This window comes from Methylovorus glucosotrophus (assembly GCF_009858335.1).
GTDB lineage: Bacteria > Pseudomonadota > Gammaproteobacteria > Burkholderiales > Methylophilaceae > Methylovorus > Methylovorus glucosotrophus.
Window position 1 is genome coordinate 924748 of the sequence record NZ_VMSE01000001.1, and the last position, 23997, is coordinate 948744.

Annotated in this window: 15 protein-coding genes; 10 read left to right on the forward strand and 5 right to left on the reverse strand. The window is 55.1% G+C overall.

The genetic code is table 11. The features are described 5' to 3' along the window. Positions 1-182 precede the first annotated feature (182 nt). Both FNL37_RS04385 and FNL37_RS04390 read left to right on the forward strand, forming a co-directional pair. Positions 183-983 (forward strand): hypothetical protein, encoded by an 801-nt coding sequence (locus FNL37_RS04385; RefSeq protein WP_015830587.1) that lies wholly within the window; start codon positions 183-185, stop codon positions 981-983. Continuing rightward, positions 973-1527: a TetR/AcrR family transcriptional regulator gene (locus FNL37_RS04390; protein WP_015830586.1), complete on the forward strand. Its 555-nt coding sequence runs from the start codon at positions 973-975 to the stop codon at positions 1525-1527. Before FNL37_RS04385 ends, FNL37_RS04390 begins: the two co-directional genes overlap by 11 nt. Before the next feature lie 42 nt (positions 1528-1569). Here FNL37_RS04390 and FNL37_RS04395 read toward each other — a convergent pair whose 3' ends face one another. Then, positions 1570-2070, reverse strand: coding sequence for an SRPBCC family protein (locus tag FNL37_RS04395; protein ID WP_013442788.1), 501 nt, complete (start codon positions 2068-2070; stop codon positions 1570-1572). Between the two features lie 471 nt (positions 2071-2541). On the opposite strand from FNL37_RS04395, the gene FNL37_RS04400 reads away from it, so the two are divergent. From FNL37_RS04400 to FNL37_RS04425, 6 genes are all read left to right on the forward strand, one after another. Continuing rightward, positions 2542-4074: a TolC family protein gene (locus tag FNL37_RS04400; protein WP_244948199.1), complete on the forward strand. Its 1533-nt coding sequence runs from the start codon at positions 2542-2544 to the stop codon at positions 4072-4074. A gap of 2 nt (positions 4075-4076) precedes the next feature. Further along, the gene (locus tag FNL37_RS04405; protein WP_159355261.1) at positions 4077-4760 is read left to right on the forward strand and encodes a hypothetical protein; all 684 of its coding nucleotides are present in this window, start codon (positions 4077-4079) and stop codon (positions 4758-4760) included. Then, positions 4757-6076 carry an HlyD family type I secretion periplasmic adaptor subunit gene (locus tag FNL37_RS04410; RefSeq protein WP_015830583.1) on the forward strand — a complete coding sequence of 440 codons (1320 nt, stop codon included), beginning with the start codon at positions 4757-4759 and terminating at the stop codon, positions 6074-6076. Before FNL37_RS04405 ends, FNL37_RS04410 begins: the two co-directional genes overlap by 4 nt. A gap of 102 nt (positions 6077-6178) precedes the next feature. Further along, a complete protein-coding gene (locus FNL37_RS04415; protein WP_159355262.1) occupies positions 6179-7693 on the forward strand; it encodes a hypothetical protein in 1515 nt (504 codons plus the stop codon). Then, positions 7693-14310 (forward strand): calcium-binding protein, encoded by a 6618-nt coding sequence (locus FNL37_RS04420; protein ID WP_159355263.1) that lies wholly within the window; start codon positions 7693-7695, stop codon positions 14308-14310. The genes FNL37_RS04415 and FNL37_RS04420 overlap by 1 nt, the downstream gene beginning before the upstream one ends. 67 nt (positions 14311-14377) lie before the next feature. Further along, positions 14378-16009, forward strand: a complete 1632-nt coding sequence (locus FNL37_RS04425) for a peptidase domain-containing ABC transporter (RefSeq protein ID WP_159355264.1) — start codon at positions 14378-14380, stop codon at positions 16007-16009. Positions 16010-16150: 141 nt separating this feature from the next. Here the strand turns inward: FNL37_RS04425 and FNL37_RS04430 are convergent, their stop codons facing one another. The 4 genes from FNL37_RS04430 to FNL37_RS04445 form a co-directional block, all read right to left on the reverse strand. Next, complete coding sequence (locus FNL37_RS04430) at positions 16151-16876, reverse strand: class II aldolase/adducin family protein (RefSeq protein WP_159355265.1); 726 nt, start codon at positions 16874-16876, stop codon at positions 16151-16153. Between the two features lie 227 nt (positions 16877-17103). Continuing rightward, a complete protein-coding gene (locus tag FNL37_RS04435) occupies positions 17104-17700 on the reverse strand; it encodes a PEP-CTERM sorting domain-containing protein (RefSeq protein ID WP_159355266.1) in 597 nt (198 codons plus the stop codon). A gap of 325 nt (positions 17701-18025) precedes the next feature. Beyond that, on the reverse strand, positions 18026-19273 hold the full coding sequence (locus FNL37_RS04440; protein ID WP_159355267.1) for an NRAMP family divalent metal transporter: 1248 nt from the start codon (positions 19271-19273) through the stop codon (positions 18026-18028). Between the two features lie 97 nt (positions 19274-19370). Beyond that, a complete protein-coding gene (locus tag FNL37_RS04445; RefSeq protein WP_015830574.1) occupies positions 19371-19805 on the reverse strand; it encodes an EamA family transporter in 435 nt (144 codons plus the stop codon). Between the two features lie 351 nt (positions 19806-20156). Here FNL37_RS04445 and FNL37_RS04450 point away from each other — a divergent pair, with 351 nt between their 5' ends. Next, the gene (locus FNL37_RS04450) at positions 20157-22964 is read left to right on the forward strand and encodes an autotransporter family protein (protein WP_244948200.1); all 2808 of its coding nucleotides are present in this window, start codon (positions 20157-20159) and stop codon (positions 22962-22964) included. 134 nt (positions 22965-23098) lie between these two features. After that, positions 23099-23896, forward strand: a complete 798-nt coding sequence (locus FNL37_RS04455; protein WP_244948201.1) for an alpha/beta fold hydrolase — start codon at positions 23099-23101, stop codon at positions 23894-23896. Positions 23897-23997 lie beyond the last annotated feature (101 nt).

Consider the following 23997-nt stretch of genomic DNA (forward strand, 5'->3'; position numbering starts at 1 on the left):
GAAAAGTTTCCTTATTTTCGATGGATTGTTTGTCGATGATTTCGCCGCCAACGCATGAGTCTCATGCAGAGGTGAGGCCGGATTGATAAGAATCCGCATGAGTGAGTTTCCATCTCTTTTTTTGAATGAATGCGGTATTCATACTATTTGAAAAAGCATACTAAACAGTATAGTATTTGCGCATGGAAATACTGAACAGTTCATGGTTGCTGCGCATGCTGGATAGCAGCGCGAAAAAACCTGCCGATAAGCTTCTCTCGCTTTTTTCCTGTTTGGAAACATGGCTTGGTGCGCCTGGCATCAGGGAGCAGTTTGTTTCCGAGTTTAAAGCCGAGCATATGCTTAACCAGCAATGCCCAGCGCTCGCGGCAAGGCTCACAGAGCTGGCCAGCCAGGCCAGAATAGCAAAGCCGGATGTGTTCGTGGCGCAAGTGCTGATTCTTCTGCAAGGGGCATTGACGGAGGAGGTCCGCAACCCGGGCCTGGGAGCGCTCAATGCGGCCAGAATTGCGGCAAAGGCAATACTTGAGGATGCCGTCAAACGACCGAAGTTGAAATCAACATGGACGTACTGGAGCGGTGGGGCTGTGGCGGGCGTGCTAATCGCCATGGGAGGCTACCTGGTCGGGTCGCAGATAGCAGTGGAAGCTTCTGCTGATTATCAAGCTGCATATAACAGAGCCATGTTGGAGACTTCGCCCATCAGTCCCGATTTGCTTGCCAAAGTAATGGCTCTGCAAGCGGAGATCGATTCCGGGCATTGTCCTGCTCCCCAACTCTTTGCCATGCCGCAGGATCAGGCGGCTGCCTACATGAATACCATTACCTATCGAGCATCCATGCATCCTTTGCAGGATAGCGAAAGGCTCACCAAATTTCTGGTTTGGTATAAACAGAATCGTGAATGGGAGTGTTACTTCCCTCCGTCAAACGGCCATACGGCTGTCTCTTGGGTTCCCACAGGAAAACAATATGGCTACTAAGATGCGCGAATATATTCTGGAGGTCGCTTCGGATCTCTTTCTGACGCAAGGGATCAACGCCACGAGTGTGGATGCGATCGTCGCCAAAGCCGATATCGCGAAGGTAACCTTGTACAAATATTTCAAATCCAAGGAACAACTCATACTTGAGTACCTGAAGGATTATGACGATAAGCTATGGAGTATCCTCGCCAAAGGCGATGAGCACGCCGATGCCGAGACGCAATTGACTAATCTGGTCAGCAATCTTCTGGATTTGATCGGAGACCCTGATTTCAAGGGGTTTGCGTTTATCAACGCTGGCGTTGAGTTTCCGCAAAGTGATAGCGCGGTGCATCAGACATCGGTCGAATTTTCACGCAATTTGCGAAACCAGCTTGCCAAATTGGCGAATGCCGCCGGTAAAAAGAATGCCGATGTTCTGGCCCTGCAACTGCAGATGGTGATCGAAGGTGCTTCGGTCAGTAGTGAAGTACAGATCAAGACGGAGGCCATCACGCATGCCAAAGACATGGCCAGGATACTGATAGCATCTGCCCCCTAGATAAATGGCGCCTCGATAGTCGGAGGCGCCATTTCCCAGCGATTACTTGGCTTCGCTGATTTTTTTCAAGTTATCCAAGCCGCCTTTGTAAACACCGTTAATCGTCTTGACGGCATCGGCGTTGCTTGCTCCCGCCGCATTGAATGTGCCTTTCCAGGTGACCTTGGTTTTATTGGCACCGATGGCATGCACGGTGTAAGTGGAGTGATAGTTACTGACGGGAAGCACACCCTCAAGGATGGTGTAAGAGTATGTGTGCTTTTTCGCATCATAGGCTTCGAGCTTTTCCTTCAGCTTTCCGCCATCTGGCAAGGTAATCACACGCACCGCACCGACTTGATTGTTCGTACCTTCTACGATTTCGGTTTTGGTTGCGGCAGGGTGCCATGCACCCAAGTCCCCAAAATTACTCGATGTTGCCCAGACATCGTCTGCCTTTGCATTGATCTCAATCGATTGTTCCGCTTTCAGACTACCTGCTGCAAATGCGATTCCGGAAGAAAGACCGCCCAATACCAGAGCTGCTAATACTGCATGCTTCATCTTGTTCTCCTGTAGTTGTTTTTGAGTGGTGCATACTAGTTAGTATGCTATTTACCATACTAACTAGTATGTTTGTATTTGGCAACATCTGGATGAGTCACTGAATAAATTTGAATGCATAAGCCCATACGGCATTTCCCAAACTAGCGCGTAACCCCAGCATTTTTCAGACTGAAGCCTGGTAGCCAAGCCATAGTGCCGCCTCGTTACCTGCTTGCTATCGCCCTTTGGGGTAATGTTTAAACTTCCCATTCCTGTGCATCATCGCTCACTAATTAAATTTGCCGGGGCATGAAGTGCTCATGCTGGCGAGTGGCGCGGCTTTGACAGCGTGCGAAATGACACAGGGAACGGGTAGTTAATAATGAAATTGGCAAGCTAGGTATGGTGGAATGCCGAAATATCACGGTGAGTGCTCATGGCAACATTAGCCCCTGCACTCACCACACAGATCAGGCCATATTGAATCTTGTGAGCGCAACTTCTGTAGTCATGCACCGTAAGCTGGCTATTCAGGGATCAACACAAGCGTATGCCTGCCGTTACCGCTTACTCAAGCGCGTGTTCTGGCGCAAGGTCGCCAAATCGCTCCTGCTGCCCTTATTTCTTTTCTCAAACACGGCAGTGGCGGATGTTGATGTCAATGAGTCACTGTTCGGTTTGCAGCAATTGCGATTGTTCGCAAATTCGCCGGATGGCTATGTGCCGATTTCTCAGCCAGTAGCACTTGCCGAACTGATGGGGGAGCAGCAGGTTGATAGTCTGACCCTGGAAGACGCTCGTCGCAAAGCCCATGAATCCAGTTACTCCCTGGGAGCCTCACGCTCTAAGACCAGTGCTGCAGCCAATCTCGCGCGGGCGGCATATTCGGGAGTCTTGCCGTCTGTGAATTTGCGCACCGCGCGCGGTCGCGAGAACTCAACCCCATCCTCACGCCTGGACGATACGACAGGGGAGGCCTTGGCAGAGAGTACTCAAATCCGCAAAGAGGTCTATGCCGTCATCAGCCAGCCCTTGCTTGATTTATCGGCCGTCTCCGAGATTCGTCGTACCGCGGCAGTCAGGAAAGCGTCCGAATTTGATGAAAGTGGCGTACGTGGTGATGTTACCTACGACAGCAGTGCGGCATTTTTCAGCGCAGTGGAGGCAGAGCTGTCACTAAAGCTCGCCCTGGCCCAGCAGCAGCGGCTTGAGCGCTTGGGTATCTGGATGTCCGCCAGAGCCGAGGCTGGAGGGGCGAGTGGGGCGGATCGCGAGCGTATCAATGCGCGAGTGCTGTCTGCAAAGTCCAACGTTGAAGATGCCATCTCACAAGCCAACCAGGCTTATATCACCCTCAGCCAGCTGACAGGCACACTTCCGCGTCAACTTGTGCTTCCCAGTCTGGGCAGCTATGAACCGGTTGGCTCCCTGGAAGATGCCTTGGCCATGGTTTCCCATGCCAACCCTGCGGTGCTTACTGCCCGGGCAAACGAGGAGGCATCGAAGCAGGAGCGCTTGGGATACTGGGCACGTTTCACCCCCACCTTAAAGTTTGAGCTATCCACCACCAATATTGACAATGCTGGCGGTGTCATGGGCTGGCGCAAGGATGAGCGGGCCATGCTGGTGTTGAATATGTCACTGTTTGCTGGTGGTGGGGATTATTTCAAGCAGCGTGCCTCGCATAACAAGGAGGAGCAATACGCCTTCGAACGTCTTGATTCAGAGCGCACCGCGCGGCGCAGCCTGCAAATTGCCTATAGTGGCTTGAGCTCGGCACGACAGAAAATCAAATCCCTTACCAAACAGGCGCAGGCCCAGGCAAAGGTAGTTGAGGCCTTTGATGCCCAGCTTGCCATTACCAGCCGCAATCTGCTGGATGTGTTTGATGCATATCAACAATATTACCAGTCCCAGCTCGAGCTGGTGCGTACCAGCGTCCAGGCAATTTTGCTTGAGCAGCAGATACTGCGGGTCACGGGCCGTTTGGGAAATACCTTGCCCATGAATGGAGAGGGATAGCGATGGCGGGCGACTCCTCTTCACGCGAGCAAAATTACTGGCCTGGTTTTGTTGATGCCTTGACCAACGTTGTGCTGGTCATGGTGTTTGTGATTGTTGTTTTTGCCATTTCGATGTTTGGTGCATTGATCAAGCTTTCGAATGCCCATCTGCAACGTAACCTTGCGGAACGGATGCATGAAAAAAACCAATCCATTCAGCAGTCTTTGCAGGAGGCCCGGGCTGAGGCCAAGCGGGAACATGAACGCGCCGAGCTTTTGCAGCAGGAGAACCAGCGTCTTCATTCCGAGTTGATAGGTCAACAGCAAGCAGTGGGGAAGGCACGCCCGCGCCAGGCGCATTCCGAGATGGCTCCTGCGGTCGTGATTTCCGGAAAGATGCCGAATATCAGCCTGAGCTACGCCCTTGGAGTAACGGCGCTGGAGAAAAAACTGATGCAGGCGCTGGATGGAGTGATCGGCGATTTTGATAAAGCCAGTCAGTGGCACGTTTTATTGCAGGCAACCATGGCCGAGCCCGCTCCAAGCGAAGCTCGGCGCCTGGCTTTTTACCGTATTGCTGTCATACGGGATCACCTGGTTGCCCAGGGTGTATTACCGCAACACATCGAAACGGTCATTCTTGATACCCCAAGTCCTGATAGTCGCAGTCACGTCGACGTTCAAATTAGAAGATCAACTGAATGACGCCGGATTTCCCCAATATCCCCCAACGCCTGGCGAACCGTCATCGCCAGCAAGCGGATTTATTGCAGGAGCTTCGTACCCCCAGGCACTGGGTAGTGCTTATTACGGTCATGGTAGTTCTGTTGATTGTTTGGGCGGCCTGGGCACCTGTTCGTATGGTGGTCCGTGCAGAGGGGCGTGTCATCCCGTCTACCCATAGCCAGGTAGTGCAGCATCTGGAAGGCGGTGTCGTGCTTTCGATTGATGTTGCAGAAGGCGAGTTTGTGCAGAAGGGGGATGTGCTGGCGCGCATCAGCGATGTGCAGGGGGCGTCGCAAATGGGCGAGCGCCGGGTTCGAGAGCAAGCCCTGCTTGCCAGAGTATTGCGGCTAAAGGCGGAAGCAAGCGGCAGTGCCATTGCTGATTTTCATGCGCTGGACGCATCCGATGCCATACGGGCAGAACGTGAGGCTTTTCTGGCACGTCGCCAACGGCTGGAGCAGGACCAGCGCGTCACCACTGAACAGGTGGCGCAGAAGCGCTCTGAACTCGCAGAGCTGATGGCGCGCCGCAGCAACCTGGCGGCAGAGCTCGAGCTGGCACAACGCCAGCAGCAAATTTCGAATGAGATGATGCAGCGCGAGGCCGCTTCAAAGCTGGAGGTGCTGGATGCCCAGGCAAAAGTGCAACGCTTGCGCACCATGTTATCCGATGCGGATACATCGCTGCCCAGGTTAAAAGCAGCCATCGCTGAAGCTGAAGGGCGGAGCCGTGAATTGGAGTCGCGGTTTCGCGCTGAAGCCCGCACCGATCTGACGGCCGCGCAAACTGACTTGCAGCGCGTGCAAGAAGAGCTGAAAGCCAGCAGCGACCGGGTAGAACGCACGGAGTTGCGGGCACCAGTCTCAGGCATTGTGAATCGCGTCAATGTGACGACCATAGGTGGGGTGATTCGCCCGGGCGACGCCGTTGTTGAAATCACACCTTCCGATGAACACATTGTGGTTGAAGCTCGCGTCAGGCCAGCAGATCGTGCTGAGCTTCATCCAGGATTACCGGTCTATGTCCGCCTGTCAGCCTATGACTATGCTTCTTTTGGCACAACCCAGGGGCGTTTGACCGAGGTGAGCGCAGACACCATGCCTGATGAAAAAGGGGAGCGATTTTATCGCGTGCGTGTTGGACTGGATGGCAACCAGCGCGCCTTTGCTGGTCGTCCTATTGTGCCGGGCATGGTCGCCACCGCAGATATTGTGGTGGGTAGCCGCACGGTGCTTGCCTACCTGATTTCCCCGCTAACCCGCTTTGCACGAGCCGCCCTTAGTGAGCCTCGCTAAAGGCCCCATTACTATTTGAATGAAGCCAATTTCATGATGAAAACTCTCAAGCCTACGTATAGAAAACATCTTATTTTGGTGCTTTTGCCTTTGGCAATGACGATGGCCGGCGCCGTCACTTTTCATGCGTTTGTGATTCATTCGATTCTGACGAATATCGCGATCAACAGCATCATTATTGCCACCGCAGCGTTTGGTGTGATGCTGATGCTATTAAGAGTCAGGGATATTCGATCTGAGTGGCAGATATTTGAAAGCTTTGTCTCCAGCGGCTCTGCCGAGCCATCTGCTGGCAAGTCGCTTGTCTCGGGCCTGATCTTGCGCCTTCAGCAAATTCGCCTTTCACGGCACGCATCCGTCATTGAGCAGGGGCAAGTCCAGGAGACGCTGGAGCACATGCAGGAGGTGCTCGATAGCCGACAGGAAGCCGCGCAATATATCGTCGGTTTGATGATTGCGCTGGGTCTTCTCGGCACCTTCATTGGCCTGTTGGAAACCCTGATTGCTGTGGGGGATCTGATCGGCGGCTTTGGCAAGGCAGACACCTCGCAGAATATAGATCAGGCCCTGGTCCAGCTGATAGCTACCTTGCAGTACCCACTGACTGCCATGGGCACGGCATTCAGCGCCTCGATGTTTGGTCTTCTCTGCTCGCTCATGCTGGGCATCATGCTGCTGTCGGTACGTGCGTTCCAGGCCGATTTCATGCAATTTTCGCGTGCCATGACGGAAGGCATGATCGCAGAAGCCACTCCCGCAGCCAGCACGGAAATGGAAGCGGATCATGCCTTGCTCCTATCCCGCATGGCAGAGCTGCAACGATTGCATCAGGGATTGCAAGGCGAAGTGCGTGCCCTGACAAGACAAGGCGCGGACAACGAAATGCGCATCTCCCAGCTTTTAGCAGGCATGGAAAGGTTTGTATCCATTAACGAGAAATCGGCCCAAAACGCGGAAAGCATGAACGCACACCTGGCATCTCTGCCAGCCTTGATCCAGCTGACGGACAGGATGGGGCACTCTGTTGAGCAACTCGCCGGGACGGTTGTGCATGCACAGCGGCAGTCGGATTTACAGCAGCAGAGTTTGGCGCAAACCCTGATCAAACACCTGTCTCTGCTGGTTGCGCAGGTGGAAACAGCGTATGGCGAGCATGCCCGGCAAAGCCATCAGCTCTTCAGTGAAATGCTGGAACAGCGAATTTCCGCTGTCGAAGTGCGAAATGCGGAGGCGGATATCGCGCAGCAGGCGGTCATGCACCAGCATGCCATTTTTGAGCGCATTTTCAATGCAATTTCAGAAGCCCATGCTATCAACGCTACCACGCTGCAACATCAGAAAGCCGCATCAGAAGCTCATATACAGGCCATCGTGGATCTGCAGCTCGCTGTCGTGGAGATGGCCAATCAATCCGTCGCCAACACCGAAAAAATTCAAGCCAGTCTTTCAACCCTGCGCCACGATCTGGTAACGATTGAGATCGGGCAGGAAATTTCCCGTGCTTTCGAGCGGCTGGAAGTGGAGTTACGCACCGGCCTTGGCGCCGTGCTGGCACTGCATCGCAAAGCAACAAGACACTATTCTGAAACTGATTCTACAGTGAAGGAGACGTTCTGATGGCTACTCTCTCGATGATCAATAATTTCGAAGGCAAGTTCAAGCTTCCCTTTGCCCAGAGCGAAATTTCGCAAGTATCGGTCCTGGACATTGATTTGGTGGTCGTACTCAAGACTGGGGAGCGCTTTGTGCTGGTGGGTGGGGCATTGGATGCCATGTCGGTAAAAACGCCAGAGGGGATATTCGCGGATGGATCAACCCTGCTTCTCAGCAAGTTGCTGGGTCTGGTGAGTGAGTTCGGAACCACTGCCACGGACTCGCCTTTTGTTGCTCCTGATGCGGATCATCAGGGGGGAGCGACCTCTCAAATGACACCATCCGATCAGCAAGTGGTCGATGAGCAACAGCAATCTCAGGCACCAGCTGCTCCTCCCGCCCAGGCGGTCGACATAACGCAGACAGACAATGCGGCCGCTGATGCCCTGAAAGTCGTCAGCGGTCTCAACTATCATCAGGAAATTGCACAACTTACGCCAGAGAGGGTAGTGCAGCAAATCACCCTGCCGACCGAGCGCGCGGGGAGTGTGCCTGTCCCGGTTCACACGGTCGGTCCTGCTGACATAGGGACATTTACATTATTCAATGTTACCGGCGAACGCGTGGATGGCTCTACGATATACGGCGCCGGCGGTACCCCTTCAAGCGGTACAGACGCCAGTTTTGAAGCACAGTCCGCAGCCGAGACCATTACCGGGACTTCCGGCGATGACATTATTTATGGCGATGACTCCCAGCGGATGGGGTCCGGCTTTGCCAAGGAAATGTCACTTACGCTCAACAACACCAAAAGTGTCACTAGCTATACAGTAAGCGGCTTGCCATCGGGTTTTAGTTTTGAAGGCGGCACCCAGAATGCCGATGGTAGCTGGACGCTGAATACCCCCACTACACAAAGCGATTCGTCTTTTGATGGTACTTACGTCATCACAAATAATCTGCTTTATCCCACGACGCTGGATGTAGACAGCTCAGGCTTTGCAAAAAGTTTTGTCTTGACCATCAACATTACCGTGGTTGACCTTACCGGTGCCACCGTTACCTTCGAAAAGACAGTCACCGTGATTGTGAAGGAAGTGAATTCCGCTAGCGATCTGCTGGTAAGTTCAGGTTCAGACTATACCTTCGTACTGCCGGCCCGCGGGCTTCCCAATAGTATTGAAGCGGGAGCAGGCAATGATGTGCTTTACGGCGCCGCCGCCAATGACACTCTGGATGGTGGCACCGGCGCTGACACCATGGTGGGGGCTGCTGGCAACGATACTTACTACGTCGACAATGTCGGCGACGTCGTTACGGAAAACGCCGGTCAAGGCACTGATCTGGTCTTGAGCAGCATCAGTTATACGCTGGTATCGAATGTGGAGAATTTGACTCTGACGGGTACCACCGCCGGTCTGACCGGCACGGGCAATAGTCTGAACAACGTGCTCACCGCCAACAGCGCCGGCAGCAGCCTGTATGGCCTGGCCGGCAATGACACGCTGACCGGCGCTGCTGGCAATGACGTTCTGGACGGCGGCACGGGCACCGATACCATGGCCGGTGGTGCAGGCAATGACACCTACTACGTCGACGACAGCGCCGACACCATTTCCGAAGCCTCGAATGCAGGCGCCGACCAGGTGTACAGCACCGTCAGCTACAGCCTCTCAGGCAACGTCGAGAATCTCACCCTCACTGGCACCACTGCCGGCCTGACCGGCACCGGCAATACCCTGGATAACGTGCTCACCGCCAACAGTGCTGGCAGCAGCCTGTATGGATTGGCAGGGAATGACACGCTGACAGGAGGTGCGGGCGCTGACATTCTGGATGGTGGTACTGGGACGGATACCATGGCCGGTGGTGCTGGCGATGATATCTACTATGTTGACAATGTGAGCGACGTGGTTTCAGAAAATGCAGCAGAGGGTACAGACTTGGTATCCAGCAGTATCAGCTACACATTGGTCGCCAACGTCGAGAACCTGACCTTAACCGGCACAACTACCGGTCTTACTGGCACAGGCAACTCTCTGGACAATGTTCTGGTAGCCAATGCCGCAGGCAGCACGCTGTATGGATTGGCAGGGAGTGACACGCTAACAGGAGGCGCAGGCGCTGACATTCTGGATGGCGGTGCTGGCACGGATGCCATGGCCGGTGGTTCAGGCAATGACACCTACTACGTCGACGATACGGCAGATACCATCACCGAAGCGACAAGTGCAGGCACCGACCTGGTGTACAGCACGGTGAGTTATACCCTCGCAAGTAATGTCGAGAACCTGACCTTAACCGGCACGACGGCTGGTCTTACCGGCATAGGCAACTCCCTGGACAACGTGCTCACCGCCAACAGCGCTGGCAGTAGCCTGTATGGACTGGCAGGGAATGACACGTTAACCGGTGGCGCCGGCAATGACATTCTGGATGGCGGTACTGGTGCGGATGCCATGGCCGGTGGTTCAGGCAATGACACCTACTACGTCGACGATACGGCAGATACCATCACCGAAGCGGCAAGTGCAGGCACCGACCTGGTGTACAGCACGGTGAGTTATACCCTTGCAAGCAATGTCGAGAACCTGACCTTAACTGGCACGACTGCTGGTCTTACCGGCACCGGCAACTCGCTGGACAATACTCTGGTAGCCAACAGTGCTGGTAGCAGCCTGTATGGCCTGGCCGGGAATGACACGCTGACAGGAGACGCGGGCGTTGACATTCTGGATGGCGGTACTGGTGCGGATGCCATGGCAGGTGGTGCAGGCAATGACACCTACTATGTCGACAATGTGAGCGATGTCGTTTCAGAAAACGCCGCCGAAGGCACCGATCTGGTCTTCAGCAGCATCGATTACACCTTGGTCGCCAACGTCGAGAACCTGACCTTAACCGGCACGACTACCGGTCTTACTGGCACTGGCAACTCTCTGGACAATGTTCTGGTAGCCAATGCCGCAGGCAGCATGCTGTATGGATTGGCCGGGAATGACACGCTGACCGGAGGCGCGGGCGCTGACATTCTGGATGGCGGTACTGGTACGGATGCCATGGCCGGTGGCGCTGGCGATGATACTTACTATGTGGATGATGTCGGCGATGGAGTTTCAGAAAGTGGAGCAGAAGGCACCGATCTGGTCTTGAGCAGTATCAGCTACACGCTGGTTGCTAATGTCGAAAACCTGACCCTGACAGGTACGACAGCTGGTTTGGCAGGCACCGGGAACACTCAAGATAACGTTCTGGTAGCCAACATTGCTGGCAGCAGCCTCTATGGATTGGCAGGGAATGACACGCTGACAGGAGGTGCTGGCGCTGACATTCTGGACGGCGGTACGGGCACCGACACCATGGCCGGTGGCACTGGCGATGACACCTACTACGTTGACGATAGCGCCGACACGATTACCGAAGCATCCAATGCCGGCACCGACCAGGTTTACAGCACAGTGAGTTACACCCTCGCAAGCAACGTCGAGAACCTCACCCTCACCGGCACCACCACCGGTCTGACTGGCACCGGTAATACCCTGGACAACGTGCTCACCGCCAACAGCGCCGGCAGCAGTCTCTATGGCCTGGCCGGAAACGACACTCTCATCGGCGGTGCCGGCAATGACATTCTGGACGGCGGCACGGGCACCGACACCATGGCCGGTGGTGCAGGCAACGACACCTACTACGTTGACGACAGCGCCGACACGATTACCGAAGCATCCAATGCCGGCACCGACCAGGTGTACAGCACAGTGAGTTACACCCTCGCCAACAACGTCGAGAACCTCACCCTCACCGGCACCACTGCTGGCCTCACTGCTACGGGCAATACCCTGGACAACGTGCTCACCGCCAACAGCGCCGGCAGCAGCCTGTATGGTCTGGCCGGAAACGATACTCTCACCGGCGGCGCGGGCAATGACATTCTGGACGGCGGCACGGGCACCGACACCATGGCAGGCGGCTTAGGCAACGACACTTATTACATCGACAGCACCGGCGATTTCGTGACTGAAAACGCCGCCGAAGGCACCGATCTCGTAGCCAGCAGCATCAGCTACACTTTGGGTGCCAACCTGGAAAACCTCACCCTCACTGGCACTACCGCCGGTCTGACCGGCACCGGTAATACCCTGGACAACGTGCTTACCGCCAACAGTGCTGGCAGCAGCCTGTATGGTTTAGCCGGAAATGACACTCTTAACGGAGGTGCAGGGGCGGACATCCTCGATGGAGGGGCGGGCACGGATACCATGGCGGGCGGTGCGGGTAACGATACCTACTACGTCGACAATACGGCAGACACGATTACCGAAGCAGCAAGTGCAGGCACCGACCTGGTATACAGCACGGTGACCTATACTATTTCCGCCAATGTGGAGAACCTGACGCTGACGGGGACGACAGCGGGCCTCAGTGGCACGGGCAACACCCTGGACAACGTGTTGGTAGCGAATAGCGCCGGCAGCACCCTGTATGGCCTGGCGGGCAACGACACCCTGACCGGCGGGGCTGGGGCGGATATTCTGGATGGTGGTGCCGGCAACGACACCATGGCTGGCGGTGCCGGTAATGACACCTATTATGTCGACAGTACGAGTGATGTGGTGACCGAAGCTAGCAGTGCCGGAACTGACCTTGTCTACAGCACGATCACGTATACCTTAACAACTAACGTCGAAAATCTCACACTGACCGGTACAACCGCGGGTCTCACCGGCACGGGCAACACCCTGGCCAATGTGCTGACAGCCAACAGCGCCGGCAGTAACCTGTATGGCCTGACGGGTAACGACACATTGATCGGTGGCGCCGGAAACGACATCCTGGATGGCGGAGGCGGGAATGACACCATGACGGGTGGTGCAGGAGACGATACCTATTATGTCGACAGCACGAGTGATGTGGTGACCGAAGCCAGCAGTGCGGGAACCGACCTGATATACAGCACGGTGAGTTATACCTTGTCGACCAATGTGGAGAACCTGACGCTGACGGGTACCACAGCAAGCCTCACCGCCACCGGCAATACCCAGGACAACATCCTGACGGCGAATAGCGCTGGCAGCACCCTGTCTGGCCTGGCGGGCAATGACACGCTGATTGGTGGCGCGGGCGCCGATACGCTGAATGGAGGTACGGGTGCCGATTCCATGGCGGGCGGCTTGGGTAATGACACCTACTATGTGGATGATGCGGGGGATGTAGTGACGGAAGCCAGCAGTGCCGGGACCGATCTGGTCTATGCCTCCATCACTTACACCCTTGCCGCGGGCAACAATGTTGAAAACCTCACGCTGACGGGCTCATCCAACCTGAATGGCACAGGCAATGAACTGGATAATGTGATCACTGGTAACAGTGGTGCCAATACCCTGAGTGGTGGGGCAGGCAACGATACCCTCAATGGTGGCACGGGTGCCGACACCATGCTGGGTGGAACCGGGAACGATACCTACTATGTCGATAACGTCGGCGATGTGGTCACCGAGTATATGTCGGAAGGGACCGATCTGGTCTCTGCCTCCATCACCTATACCCTGGCTGCGGGCAACAATGTTGAAAACCTCACGCTGACGGGCTCATCCAACCTGAATGGCACAGGCAATGAGCTGGATAATGTGATCACTGGTAACAGTGGTGCCAATACCCTGAGTGGTGGGGCAGGCAACGACACCCTTAATGGTGGCACGGGTGCCGACACCATGCTGGGTGGAACCGGGGACGATACCTACTATGTCGATAACGTCGGCGATGTGGTCACAGAGTATGTATCGGAAGGCACAGATCTGGTATCCAGCAGCGTTAGCTACACGCTGGGTGCCAATGTTGAAAACCTGACCTTGAGTGGGAGTACCGCCGGACTTACCGCGACTGGCAATACGCTGGACAATGTCCTCACCGCTAACAGCGCTGGCAGTACCCTGTATGGATTGGCCGGCAATGACACCCTGACCGGCGGGGCAGGCAATGACATTCTCGATGGCGGTACCGGTGCTGATGCCATGGCCGGTGGCGCTGGTAACGACACCTATTATGTCGACAGCACCAGTGATGTGGTCACCGAAGCGGCTGGGGCGGGCACTGATCTGATTTGCACCACCGTATCTTGCACGCTGGCGGATAACGTAGAGAACGGAACTCTGCTTAATAACGTCAGCGCGCAGACGCTCACGGGCAACACCCTGGATAACGTTCTGACGTCCAGTACATATGCCGATACCCTCATCGGTGGGCTTGGCAACGACAAGATGGTATTCAACAGCAGTAATTATCTCTCTGCCATTGCCGATGGAGGGAGCGGAACGGACACACTCAAAATTACCGGTCTGGCAAGCAGCACGGTCATTAATCTGAGCTCCCTGGCGGCAAATGTCACCAATACCGAAGCCATGGACGTGGCAGATGGCAGCAGTGAGTTTATCAAGATATCCGCTTCCGCCATTCAGAGCATCGTGGGCCAGGGGACTAGTTCCACATTCAGCCTGGTGTTGGACTCCAATGACAGTATCGTGATTGAGTCTGGCAGCTACTACACCACGAATGCGAGCGGCTCTGTGTACACCTTCTATAATTCTGACCCTACTCTCGGAGGCGCGACCCAGATTGCGCAGCTCAATGTCAGCACGGCCTGACGCCTTGTCTGGCGTCCCTTCCGCGGCAGGTGTCCCGTCATCTCTTCATTTGCAGGTGCTGCGGGCCATGGCCCCTTATGGCCTCGAAATTGGACTTTCCAGTTTCATCATCAATGCCTGTGGTCTGCTAATGCCGCTATTCTCCATGCTGATCTATGACAAGGTCGTGGGGAATGGCAACGTCGAAACCTTGTGGACCCTGGTCGCCGGCATGCTGCTGGTGTTAGTACTGGAATTTACCCTGCGCACCATCCGTGCCTATGTCACGCAACGGTTGGGCGCGATAGCCGAGTTGCATATGGAAGGGCGCTTCATCGATCGCTTGCTGACTACCAACGCGCAGCAGGTGGCATCGCCTGGGGTATTGATGTCGCGATACCGCGATCTTGCCAGTGCCCGGGATGCCTTGTTGGCCCAGTATGCTGTGGTGGCGGCCGATATGCCTTTCATGTTGCTTTTTCTGCTCGCGCAAGGTTTGATCGGAGGATGGCTGGTGATGATTCCCATCCTTTTCGCCTTGCCTATCCTCCTGGGGCAGTGGCTGAGCAATAAACCTGAGCGCGACTACAGCAGTCGCACCCTGGGCGTGGCGGCTCGCAAGGCCTCCTTGCTGTCTGAGCTGGCGGGCAATCTCGCATTTCTGCAGATATCGCCCTTGCGTCACCTGCTGGCCGATCGCTGGGAGAGCGAAATGTATCAAGGGGCCATCTTGCGCGGACGCCAGCGATTCTGGCAAACGGCTGGGCAGGCCTGGGTGGGCATGTGTATTGGGCTGGCCTCGGTTACCTTGCTCGCCGTCGGCGTTTACCGCATTGAGGCGGGCGCCATCAGTGTGGGCGCGCTGATTGCCTGCTCCCTGATTCAGCTTCGGGCCATGCTGCAATTATCCTCCGCGGCTTCCTTGCTACTGGGGTGGAAGGACCTTAACCGCACGCAGGCAGAATTGGATGCTGCCGCGCAACCTGAAGCAAATGCATCTTATGTTCAGATGCCGATTGCCAGCGGCAAAGGCGATATTTCCGTTACCCAGCTGACATGCCATAACCAGGATGGCGACGTTACTCTTGATCATGTCAATCTTGCATTTGGCCCGGGCGAACGCATTGCGGTGATCGGCCGGCCAGGCTCGGGCAAATCGACATTGCTGCGTTGCATGGCCGGTGTACAGACCCCGTCTGAAGGGCAGGTATTGCTGAATGCGATGCGCGTGGAGGCATACAGCCCAGATCAGCGTGCCCTCGCCATTACCTACAAACCTCAGGAGCCTTACCTGCTTGGCCCCTGCTTGCAGGATAATCTCGCGCGCATGGATAGCCTGCGCGCCGAGCAGGCCATGCTGCTGACAGGCTTGGCAGCAGCGCTCAAAAGCGGCGAGTTGCGGCGGGATCAGGTCGTGTCTGCTGGCATGGGCCCACGGCTTTCGGCCGGGCAGTGCCAGATTGTGGTGTTGGCAAGAAGCCTGAGCGAAGACCCCCGGGTTTTTTTGCTGGACGAGCCTACCGCCGGAGTGGACGGCGAGACAGAAGCGAAGCTGGTCGACGCGGTCGATCAATTAACCCGGGGCAAAACAGTCATTCTCGCCACCCACAGCCTGGCTCTCTTGAAAAAGATGGACCGCATAGTGGTACTTGAGCGAGGAAAGGTCGTCGCCTCTGGAACTCCAGAGCGATTATTGCAGCCTGCAACAGGGCAAGCTTGAGCAATTGTCTATGCTGGGTTGAAACTCCAAGCCGTATGGCGCGAGTTTACGACTGCAGCAGCTGCAACCGAGATATTCACGCCAAGGCTTGATGTCATTCATGGGCAGTGTTATCCATCCCGGATAACACTGCCCATGCCGTCAAATATCATTGCTGCTGTTCAAGCCCGGGTTAAGGGTTTCTTCTTGCTCGGTTTTTTCAACATCGGCATGCGCGTGCGTGGCTGGCTCATGGGCTTGCACGTCTGTGGCGATGCGATGTTTGGGCAGATTGCCACTGGCCAGCACAATCTGGCAGATATGCTCCAGTCGCTCAATATGTTCAAAAGCTCCCCAGGGATCGCGCGCCAAGGCAATCACGCCGTGCCGGTCCAAGCCCACAATATCCGCCGAGACATGCCCATCCGGCTGCAAATCGAGTGCCTGGCAGGTGGCCATGGCCAATTCCAGGCTGATCGCCGGTACGTTCGGCACATTGGGCGCCACGCGCGTGTAACGATGGATTTCGGGGAAATCCAGTGACAATGCCTGCAAGTCCAGCCCGGCATACATGGCGGCGATGGTATAGGTGGGATGCACGTGGATAATGGCACGGGTGTCCGGAATCTCCTTCAGCAGCCTTCTGTGCAGCTCGATTTCGCCGCTGGGTTTGCCGCCATCCTCAGGGTTGAGTCGTATCAGCGAGTGGTCAGGCTGAAACTCAAGCTTGATCAGGCTTTCGGCTTCCAGCCGGTGCTTTTTGGAACCCGATGGCGTGACGTATATCCAGTTCTCGTTTTTGCGGCGAACAGATCCATTACCATCCCGTGTCGATATCCATCCGCGGCTATAACATTCCTTCAATACATCACATATGGCAGTAATCATGAGCTTATCCGGTCAAATTCATTTGACTGATAAGCGAAGGCGAGTTCAGTTTTATTTTGCTGTGAGCTTTTGTGTTTAATTGCCAGGCCTTTGAGAGGCAGCAAGATGATTTGGCAGGCAGTTACATTGCGATCGATGTCAAAGTCGCGATGAGTGGCGAACTCGTTGGATTAGGGAGGCAACTCTTCAGCCAGCCAAGGCTGAAGAGTTGCAGGAAATTAAACCAGTTAGCTGGCCATGCTTGTGCGACGACGACGCGATATTGTCCCAATGAGGCCTAATCCCGATAACAGCATCAACGTGGTGCCGACCTCAGGCACCGCAGAGACAACCTTGATATTATCCAGCTGAAAGAGCTTGCCGGTTGATTGGGTAATGGTGAGGGATAGCAAATTGGTAAACCCGGCTACGGTAAATGTCTGAAAGCCATACAACTGATCAAGTGTCAGTAACTGACTGATACTGCCGCCTGCCACGAAGTAACCCACGATTTTGACCTGGGTGGGTGGTAAACCGCCCCACTCAGCCAGATCAAGGGAAAGCAGATCAAAGGAGCTGCCAGCATTATTTGTGAGGGTTGTGCTTTGCTGGTACGAAGTGGTTTTTACCAACGCGGTGCTTTGTGTGTAGTAAATGTGTTGAGTGCCCAATGTTTGCAGGTCAGGGCTGGATGCATTGTCTACCAATGTGTATCCATCCTCCGTATAGCTTGCTCCTTGTGAATGCACGGCGCTGTCTGCGACTGCCAGCGACTCAAAGTCGATAGTGGTGGCTTGAGCGTTGAGGCTGCATAGCAAAGCGAGTGCTGCGATCGTGAATTTCATGGTGAACCCCCTTGTTATATGGCATTTCCGAATGAAGTTGTTTTTTATTTCAATGTCATTGAAGCGTGCTACCGCCCTGTGTAAGCAAAGCGTGTGCCATGGGGGAATGCTAAGGGTTAGTGGATATAAATCAGTTGCTTGCAGTAATTTTTAGCGGAAATAAAATCGACATGGACGGCTGGAAAGTACACGTTTGGGGCGTGTTGCACCGAAAAATCAATATTTATCAATAAGTTATGGTTAACGATGTGTATGGGGTTATTAGCGGGGCTTATGGGTGAGATGCAAAGGGGCTGATACACCAGAAACGATGTGTTGAACGGCTTCATAAGGTTACGAGCATACCTGCAACGGTTAGCGCCATGGCCGCCGTTGCTGCCCAGCCCAGCCACCACAGGCGCAGGCTGATGACATGAGGCCCCATGATGCTGCCCCGGGATGCCAACAGCATCATGACCACCATAATGGGGACAGAAATCACGCCATTGATGACCGCGGCCCAGAACAATTCCTTAACGGGGTCCATGGGCGTAAAGCAGAAAATCACGCCACCCACGGTCGCGGCGGCAATCACGCCGTAAAAACCACGTCCCTCGTTGCGGTCCAGTCTGGAATTCAGACCTCCTTGCCATCCTGCTGCCTCCGTTACCGCATAGCCTGCTGAACCCGCCAGTATGGGAACTGCCAGCATGCCAGTGCCGATGATGCCCATGCTGAACAGGATAAAAGTAAATTCTCCAGCAAGAGGTCTCAAGGCTTCTGCCGCTTGTGCGGAGGTCTGGATGTCCGTTATTCCGGCGGCATTCAGCGTGGCAGCCGTGCTGAGGATGATGAAAAATGCAATCAGATTGGAAAAGCTCATGCCGATAATGGTATCGAGCCTGATGTGTCGCAGCTTGCGCTTTACCTCCTGAGTGGTGGGGGCGGGAAGGTCTGCCGTATCTTCCATTTCCTGGGCGGCCTGCCAGAAAAAAAGATACGGACTGATGGTGGTGCCAAACACCGCCACGATCATCAGCAGCATGTCATGGTTGATGGAGATGCCCGGATGGATCACTTTCCCCACGACCATGCCCCAATCCAGATGCAGCGTGAAAACGACCGCCACGTACGATAACAATGCCAATGTCAGCCATTTGAGCCAGCGCACATGAGTGCGATAAGGCAGAAACACCTGCAGCAGCAGGCAAATGAGCCCAAACGCCACGGCATAGAGATGCGCTGAACCGCCTACCAGCAAGCGCAAAGCCTCTGCCATGGCGGCAATATCGGCGGCCACATTCAGCGTATTGGCGATCAGCAGCATGCTGACCACGGTCAGCAACACCCATCGCGGGAAACTGGTCTTGATATTGGCAGCCAGGCCTTGCCGCGTGACATAGCCGATGCGGGCGCTCACCATCTGGATGGCGACCATCAGCGGCAAGGTAAAGATCATGGTCCACAGCATGGAGTAGCCAAATTGCGCGCCGGCCTGGGAATAGGTCGCGATGCCGCTTGGATCATCATCCGCGGCACCTGTCACCAGTCCGGGTCCAAGCTTTCCCAGACTACGTTGCAGTTTGTTGATCATGTGCTACGGCTCCCTATACGCTGCTGTGACAGTGTGGCCATGAAAGCTTGGTGGCCGATCCGCTGTTGGGCGATGTTGCCGATATCGGTGATGCCGCTCATCGCTTCAATGCCAATAACACAACGCCTGCCGCTACCAATGCAATGCCTGCCCATTCGCGGGCAATGGGGCGCTCACCGAGGAAAGCAAAGGCAAAAATAGCCACCAGCACCAGGCTCAGTTTATCCACCGGCGCCACCTTGGAGGCATCGCCTATCTGCAATGCCCGAAAGTAGCATACCCAGGATGCCCCTGTTGCCAGGCCGGACAATCCCAAAAATACCCAGGTTTTGCCAGACAGGTTCAAGGGATTCGTCCACTTGCCCGCCATGACAACAAAAAGCGACAGAATCACAACGATGAACCCGGTTCTCACCAGCGTTGCCAGGTCACTGTCGACACCCTGTATGCCTATTTTTGCAAAAATGGCTGTCATCGCGGCAAACACCGCGGAGAGCAAAGCCCAGAGTAGCCAGTTTGAGGATGAGATCATGATGGGGTTCTCGTTAAACGTTAAATAAGCGCGTCAATGTCCCATGGTGCTGATCATGCATGTCAGCGCGCCACCTTCCATGAATATAGCGTATGCAAGCGCTTCCGGCTTACATCGCCCTTTTCTTCACATGAATGACCATCATGAGACCGGCAAATCAGGCCTTTGAACTGCCGATATTTGTGGGTGCCAGGCCAGAAATCGATCAGGCGTCACATCATGTGAGTTCCCGGGAAATTATCCCGAATTAATTCGGGATTTTATCTGTACGTATTTTGTGAACCTTCTCTGACAATCCCTCCGCTTTTCGTCATAAGTAAACCTATAAAAAAATTCAGTGGAGAACAATCAGTGCAAAACAATCATGATCGTGGAGTAAAACGTAAGGGGATAGCGCTGGCAGTAGCCATGGCATTGCCCATGATGGTGTTGGGTAATGAAGCGTTTGCCGACTGTACAACGGGCTCTGCACCGTCGACAGACGCGAATAATGTCACCTGTACCGACGGCAGCCGGTATAACAATGCGGCAGGTTCGACGCTCAGCAATACCGCCACCATTTCGACTACAGGAACCACGAGCAGCGTGGTGCAGATGGAAGGGAACGGTAATACATTTGTGAATGCCGGTACCCTGGTCAATGATTCTGTCTATACCAATACCACGGCCAATGCCTCGCAGAAATATGGCGTATACATCGGCTCTGGCTCGGCCACTGGGGATGAAGTTAACCGCATTACCAATAGCGGCACCATTAGTGCCACCATCAGCGATGCCAATATGCTGACCAACAAGACCCGGCTGAATACAGCGGCAGTCGTCGGTGTCGGCACCGATGTCGAAGGCGAATACACGCTTAAAAATTCGGGCACTATTACCGCGACTCATAACGGCGTTGGCCGGGTCAATGGTGTCGAGGTGGGTGGTGATGTTGAGAGCATGGTCATTACCAATAGTGGCACGATTGCAGGTGTGCAATCGCATGCCATCACCAAAACAACCAGCACGGCAACCTCATTCCAGGGCACGGTTACCCTTAGCGATTCCTCCACGACTTCGGCTGCCAATATAGGGGTGGCCGCAGGTATCTATTCCGAAGAAGAGGCTGCCAGCGTCACCATCAACAACACCGGCACCATCAGCGGCACTGGTACCTATGCCAGTGGTATCTATACCCGCGCGGCTGAATCCGTAATTAACAATGATGGTGTTATTTCCGGAACGGCAATCGGTGTTGCTCATGTATCCGACAGCGGCGAAGTCCGCAGCATGACACTCAATAACGGCGGCACCATCAATGGCGATATCCTTTCCGTCAACGGCGCGGCCCTGCGTTGGTGGTCTTTGTCCAATGGCGAAGCGACCGGTAGCGCGACCATTGATTCGCGACTTAACATCAATAGCCAATGGGGTCAGGCTGACAGTGCGATTACCAATAGTGGCACTATCAACGGTAATCTCTACTACAGCAATGGCACGCACACCCTGGTCAATACGGGCACCTTGTCAGGAAACATTGATCTTGATCAGCGGGATACCACATGCAGCAGCTGCAACACGTCTAGCGCTGGTGAAAATACCGTTGGCGGGACAGCGGGTGTTAGCAGCAACTGGACCGTGGTCGGCACCAAGCAATTCACCTTTGAAAATGCAGGCGATTTTGACGGAGACCTGGTGATCCATACTGCATCCAGCAGTGCATCCGGTAGTCTGGTAGAAAGCAGCATTACCCTGGTACCCACCATTCTCGGCAGTGGTGCTGGCAGCAGCCTGCTGAACCCTTCCGGTAATATCGCTGGCATGGGTGACACGCTCAATATCGTCACCACCGCAGGCGGCGATGAATCTGACATCACGCTGGCTCCCAAAGTCGCAAGCGGTGTCGTGGTGAAGAATGGCGAGTTTTTCACCGTTGCCAATACCTATCAAATCAATGGCTCCACAGTGAGCGCAGGCGCTACTACCCTACCTGAAGTCAGCAGCGCAAACAGCTTGATCAACTGGACGGCCGAGGTGAATGCAAATGGCAGTCTGGTACTGGAGTCCTCTACCAGCACAACCGGTATCACCGGTATTTCCCAGGGTGCGCGTAGCGCATTGAACAACCTGCTGACCTTTGACAGCACGCTGGGTAGCCAGGTACAAAACCTGGAAGGCGATGCGGCGGTACAAAAGGCAGCGGAGCAACTGAAGCCTGAGGTCAATAACGCAGGCTACCAGGCCGTAGTATCTGCAACCGACAAGGTGTTCGGGCTGATTGGTCAGCATCTGGAAAACCTGAATATCGCCCAGCTCGGTGGCAAGAGCGGCGTGGCAACAGGTGAGCAGGCGACGTCTTCTGGCATCTGGTTCCAGACCTTTGGTTTCCGCGGCGATCAGGATAAGCGCAAAGGGGTGGATGGTTATGATGCCGATGCATTTGGTTTCGCGGCTGGTGCTGATACCTTGGTGGGCGACGGCAATACGCGCGTCGGTGCTGCGATCAGCTACGGTAATTCCGATGTCAGCGGCAAGGGCGTGACATCGTCCAACCGTCTGGATATCGATAGCTATCAGGCTACCCTGTATGGCACACGCCTGATGGATGGCTGGTACCTGAATGGCGCAGTAGGTCTTGGCCGCCATGAGTATGACAGCCGTCGTGTCATCATCAACAACACCGTCAGTGGCAGCCATGAAGCATGGCAATATACCGCCAAGGTGGATGCTGGCAAGCCGATCAGCATCGGCAAGTCTTCGCTGATTCCGGTAGCTTCGCTTGCCTATAGCCGTCTGGATGAAAATGGCTACACCGAGCATGGGGAAGGCGCATTGCGCATCAGTGGTCGTGACACAGATTCCTTGCGTTCTGGCCTGGGTGTCAAAGCCGTTGTGCCTCTGGAAATCGGCAGCCTGAAGTCTGGCATCGAACTCCGCGCCCTTTGGCAGCATGAGTTTGCGAATACGGATCAGGATACGACCGCACGCTTTGCCGCGGGTGGCAGCACCTTCCGTACTTCGGCGGTGAGCCAGGAGCGTGATAGCGCCAATCTCGGCATCAGCTACCGCATTGTGGGCAACAATACCCTCAAGCAAAGCTTGCTGTTGAGCTACGATGCTGAAATCCGCAATCAATACCTCGGCCAAACTGCATTGTTGCAGGCGAGGTTTGATTTTTAATTAGCTCGACTCAAGTAAAGTCAGCAAAGCGGGGTGGCAACACCCCGCTTTTTTTTGTATTGCGCCATTTGGATGACGCCATGTTGAAACCCCTCAGCCTCGCGTGCTGCTTCTTGATACTGGCATCCTGTGCCATGAACCCTCCTCAGCCGGTGAGCCCCGGCATGTTGCTCGCTGCGCGCATGACGCCCGTGGAGCTGGAGAGCGATGGTTTTGTCTTGCAGAGCTATAAGCGCATGGAGCGTCCCGATACTCCGATCCGCGTCTATATTGAAGGCGATGGACATGCCTGGTCGACCCGCTGGGAACCTGCCGCAGATCCTACTCCACGCTATGCCGTGGGCTTGCGGCTCGCGCTGCTCGATCCTCTGCCGAATGTGGTCTACCTTGCCCGGCCTTGCCAATATACGCGGGAGAAAAGTCCTGCCTGCAACGAGGCCTACTGGACGGATAAACGCTATTCTGCCGAGGTGGTGGCGGCCATGAATCAGGCGCTGGACCAGCTGATCAAGGGCATGCCATCCCCGCGCCTGGAACTGGTGGGCTACTCCGGAGGCGCAGCGATTGCCGTGATGCTGGCAGCCCGGCGTCATGATGTCATCAGCCTGCGTACGGTGGCGGGTAATCTGGATTCAGAAGCGGTGAATCAATATCACCATGTCAGCGCCATGCCCTTGTCGCAAAACCCCATTGCCTATGCCAGCGCGCTGGCCCATCTGCCGCAGCGGCACTTCATTGGCGGGCGTGATCGCGTTATTCCGCCGTCCATCAGTGCCGCTTTTATCACACACACCGCATGCAGCCCCGATAACACCATAGTCAATGTGGCGGATGCGGATCACCAGAGCGGGTGGGAGGGCGTGTGGCCCAGCTTGCTCACCATGATGCCGCAATGCGCGTCAGCGCTCGATACCACCGGGACAGCAAAATAAGCGGTTGCCGAGCTTGAGCGATCATTCTAGAATGATCGCTCAAGCTGAGTGGCGGTGAGTAAAAATGGCGCGTGGCAGAACTGAGGCCGTGAAAAACGGAC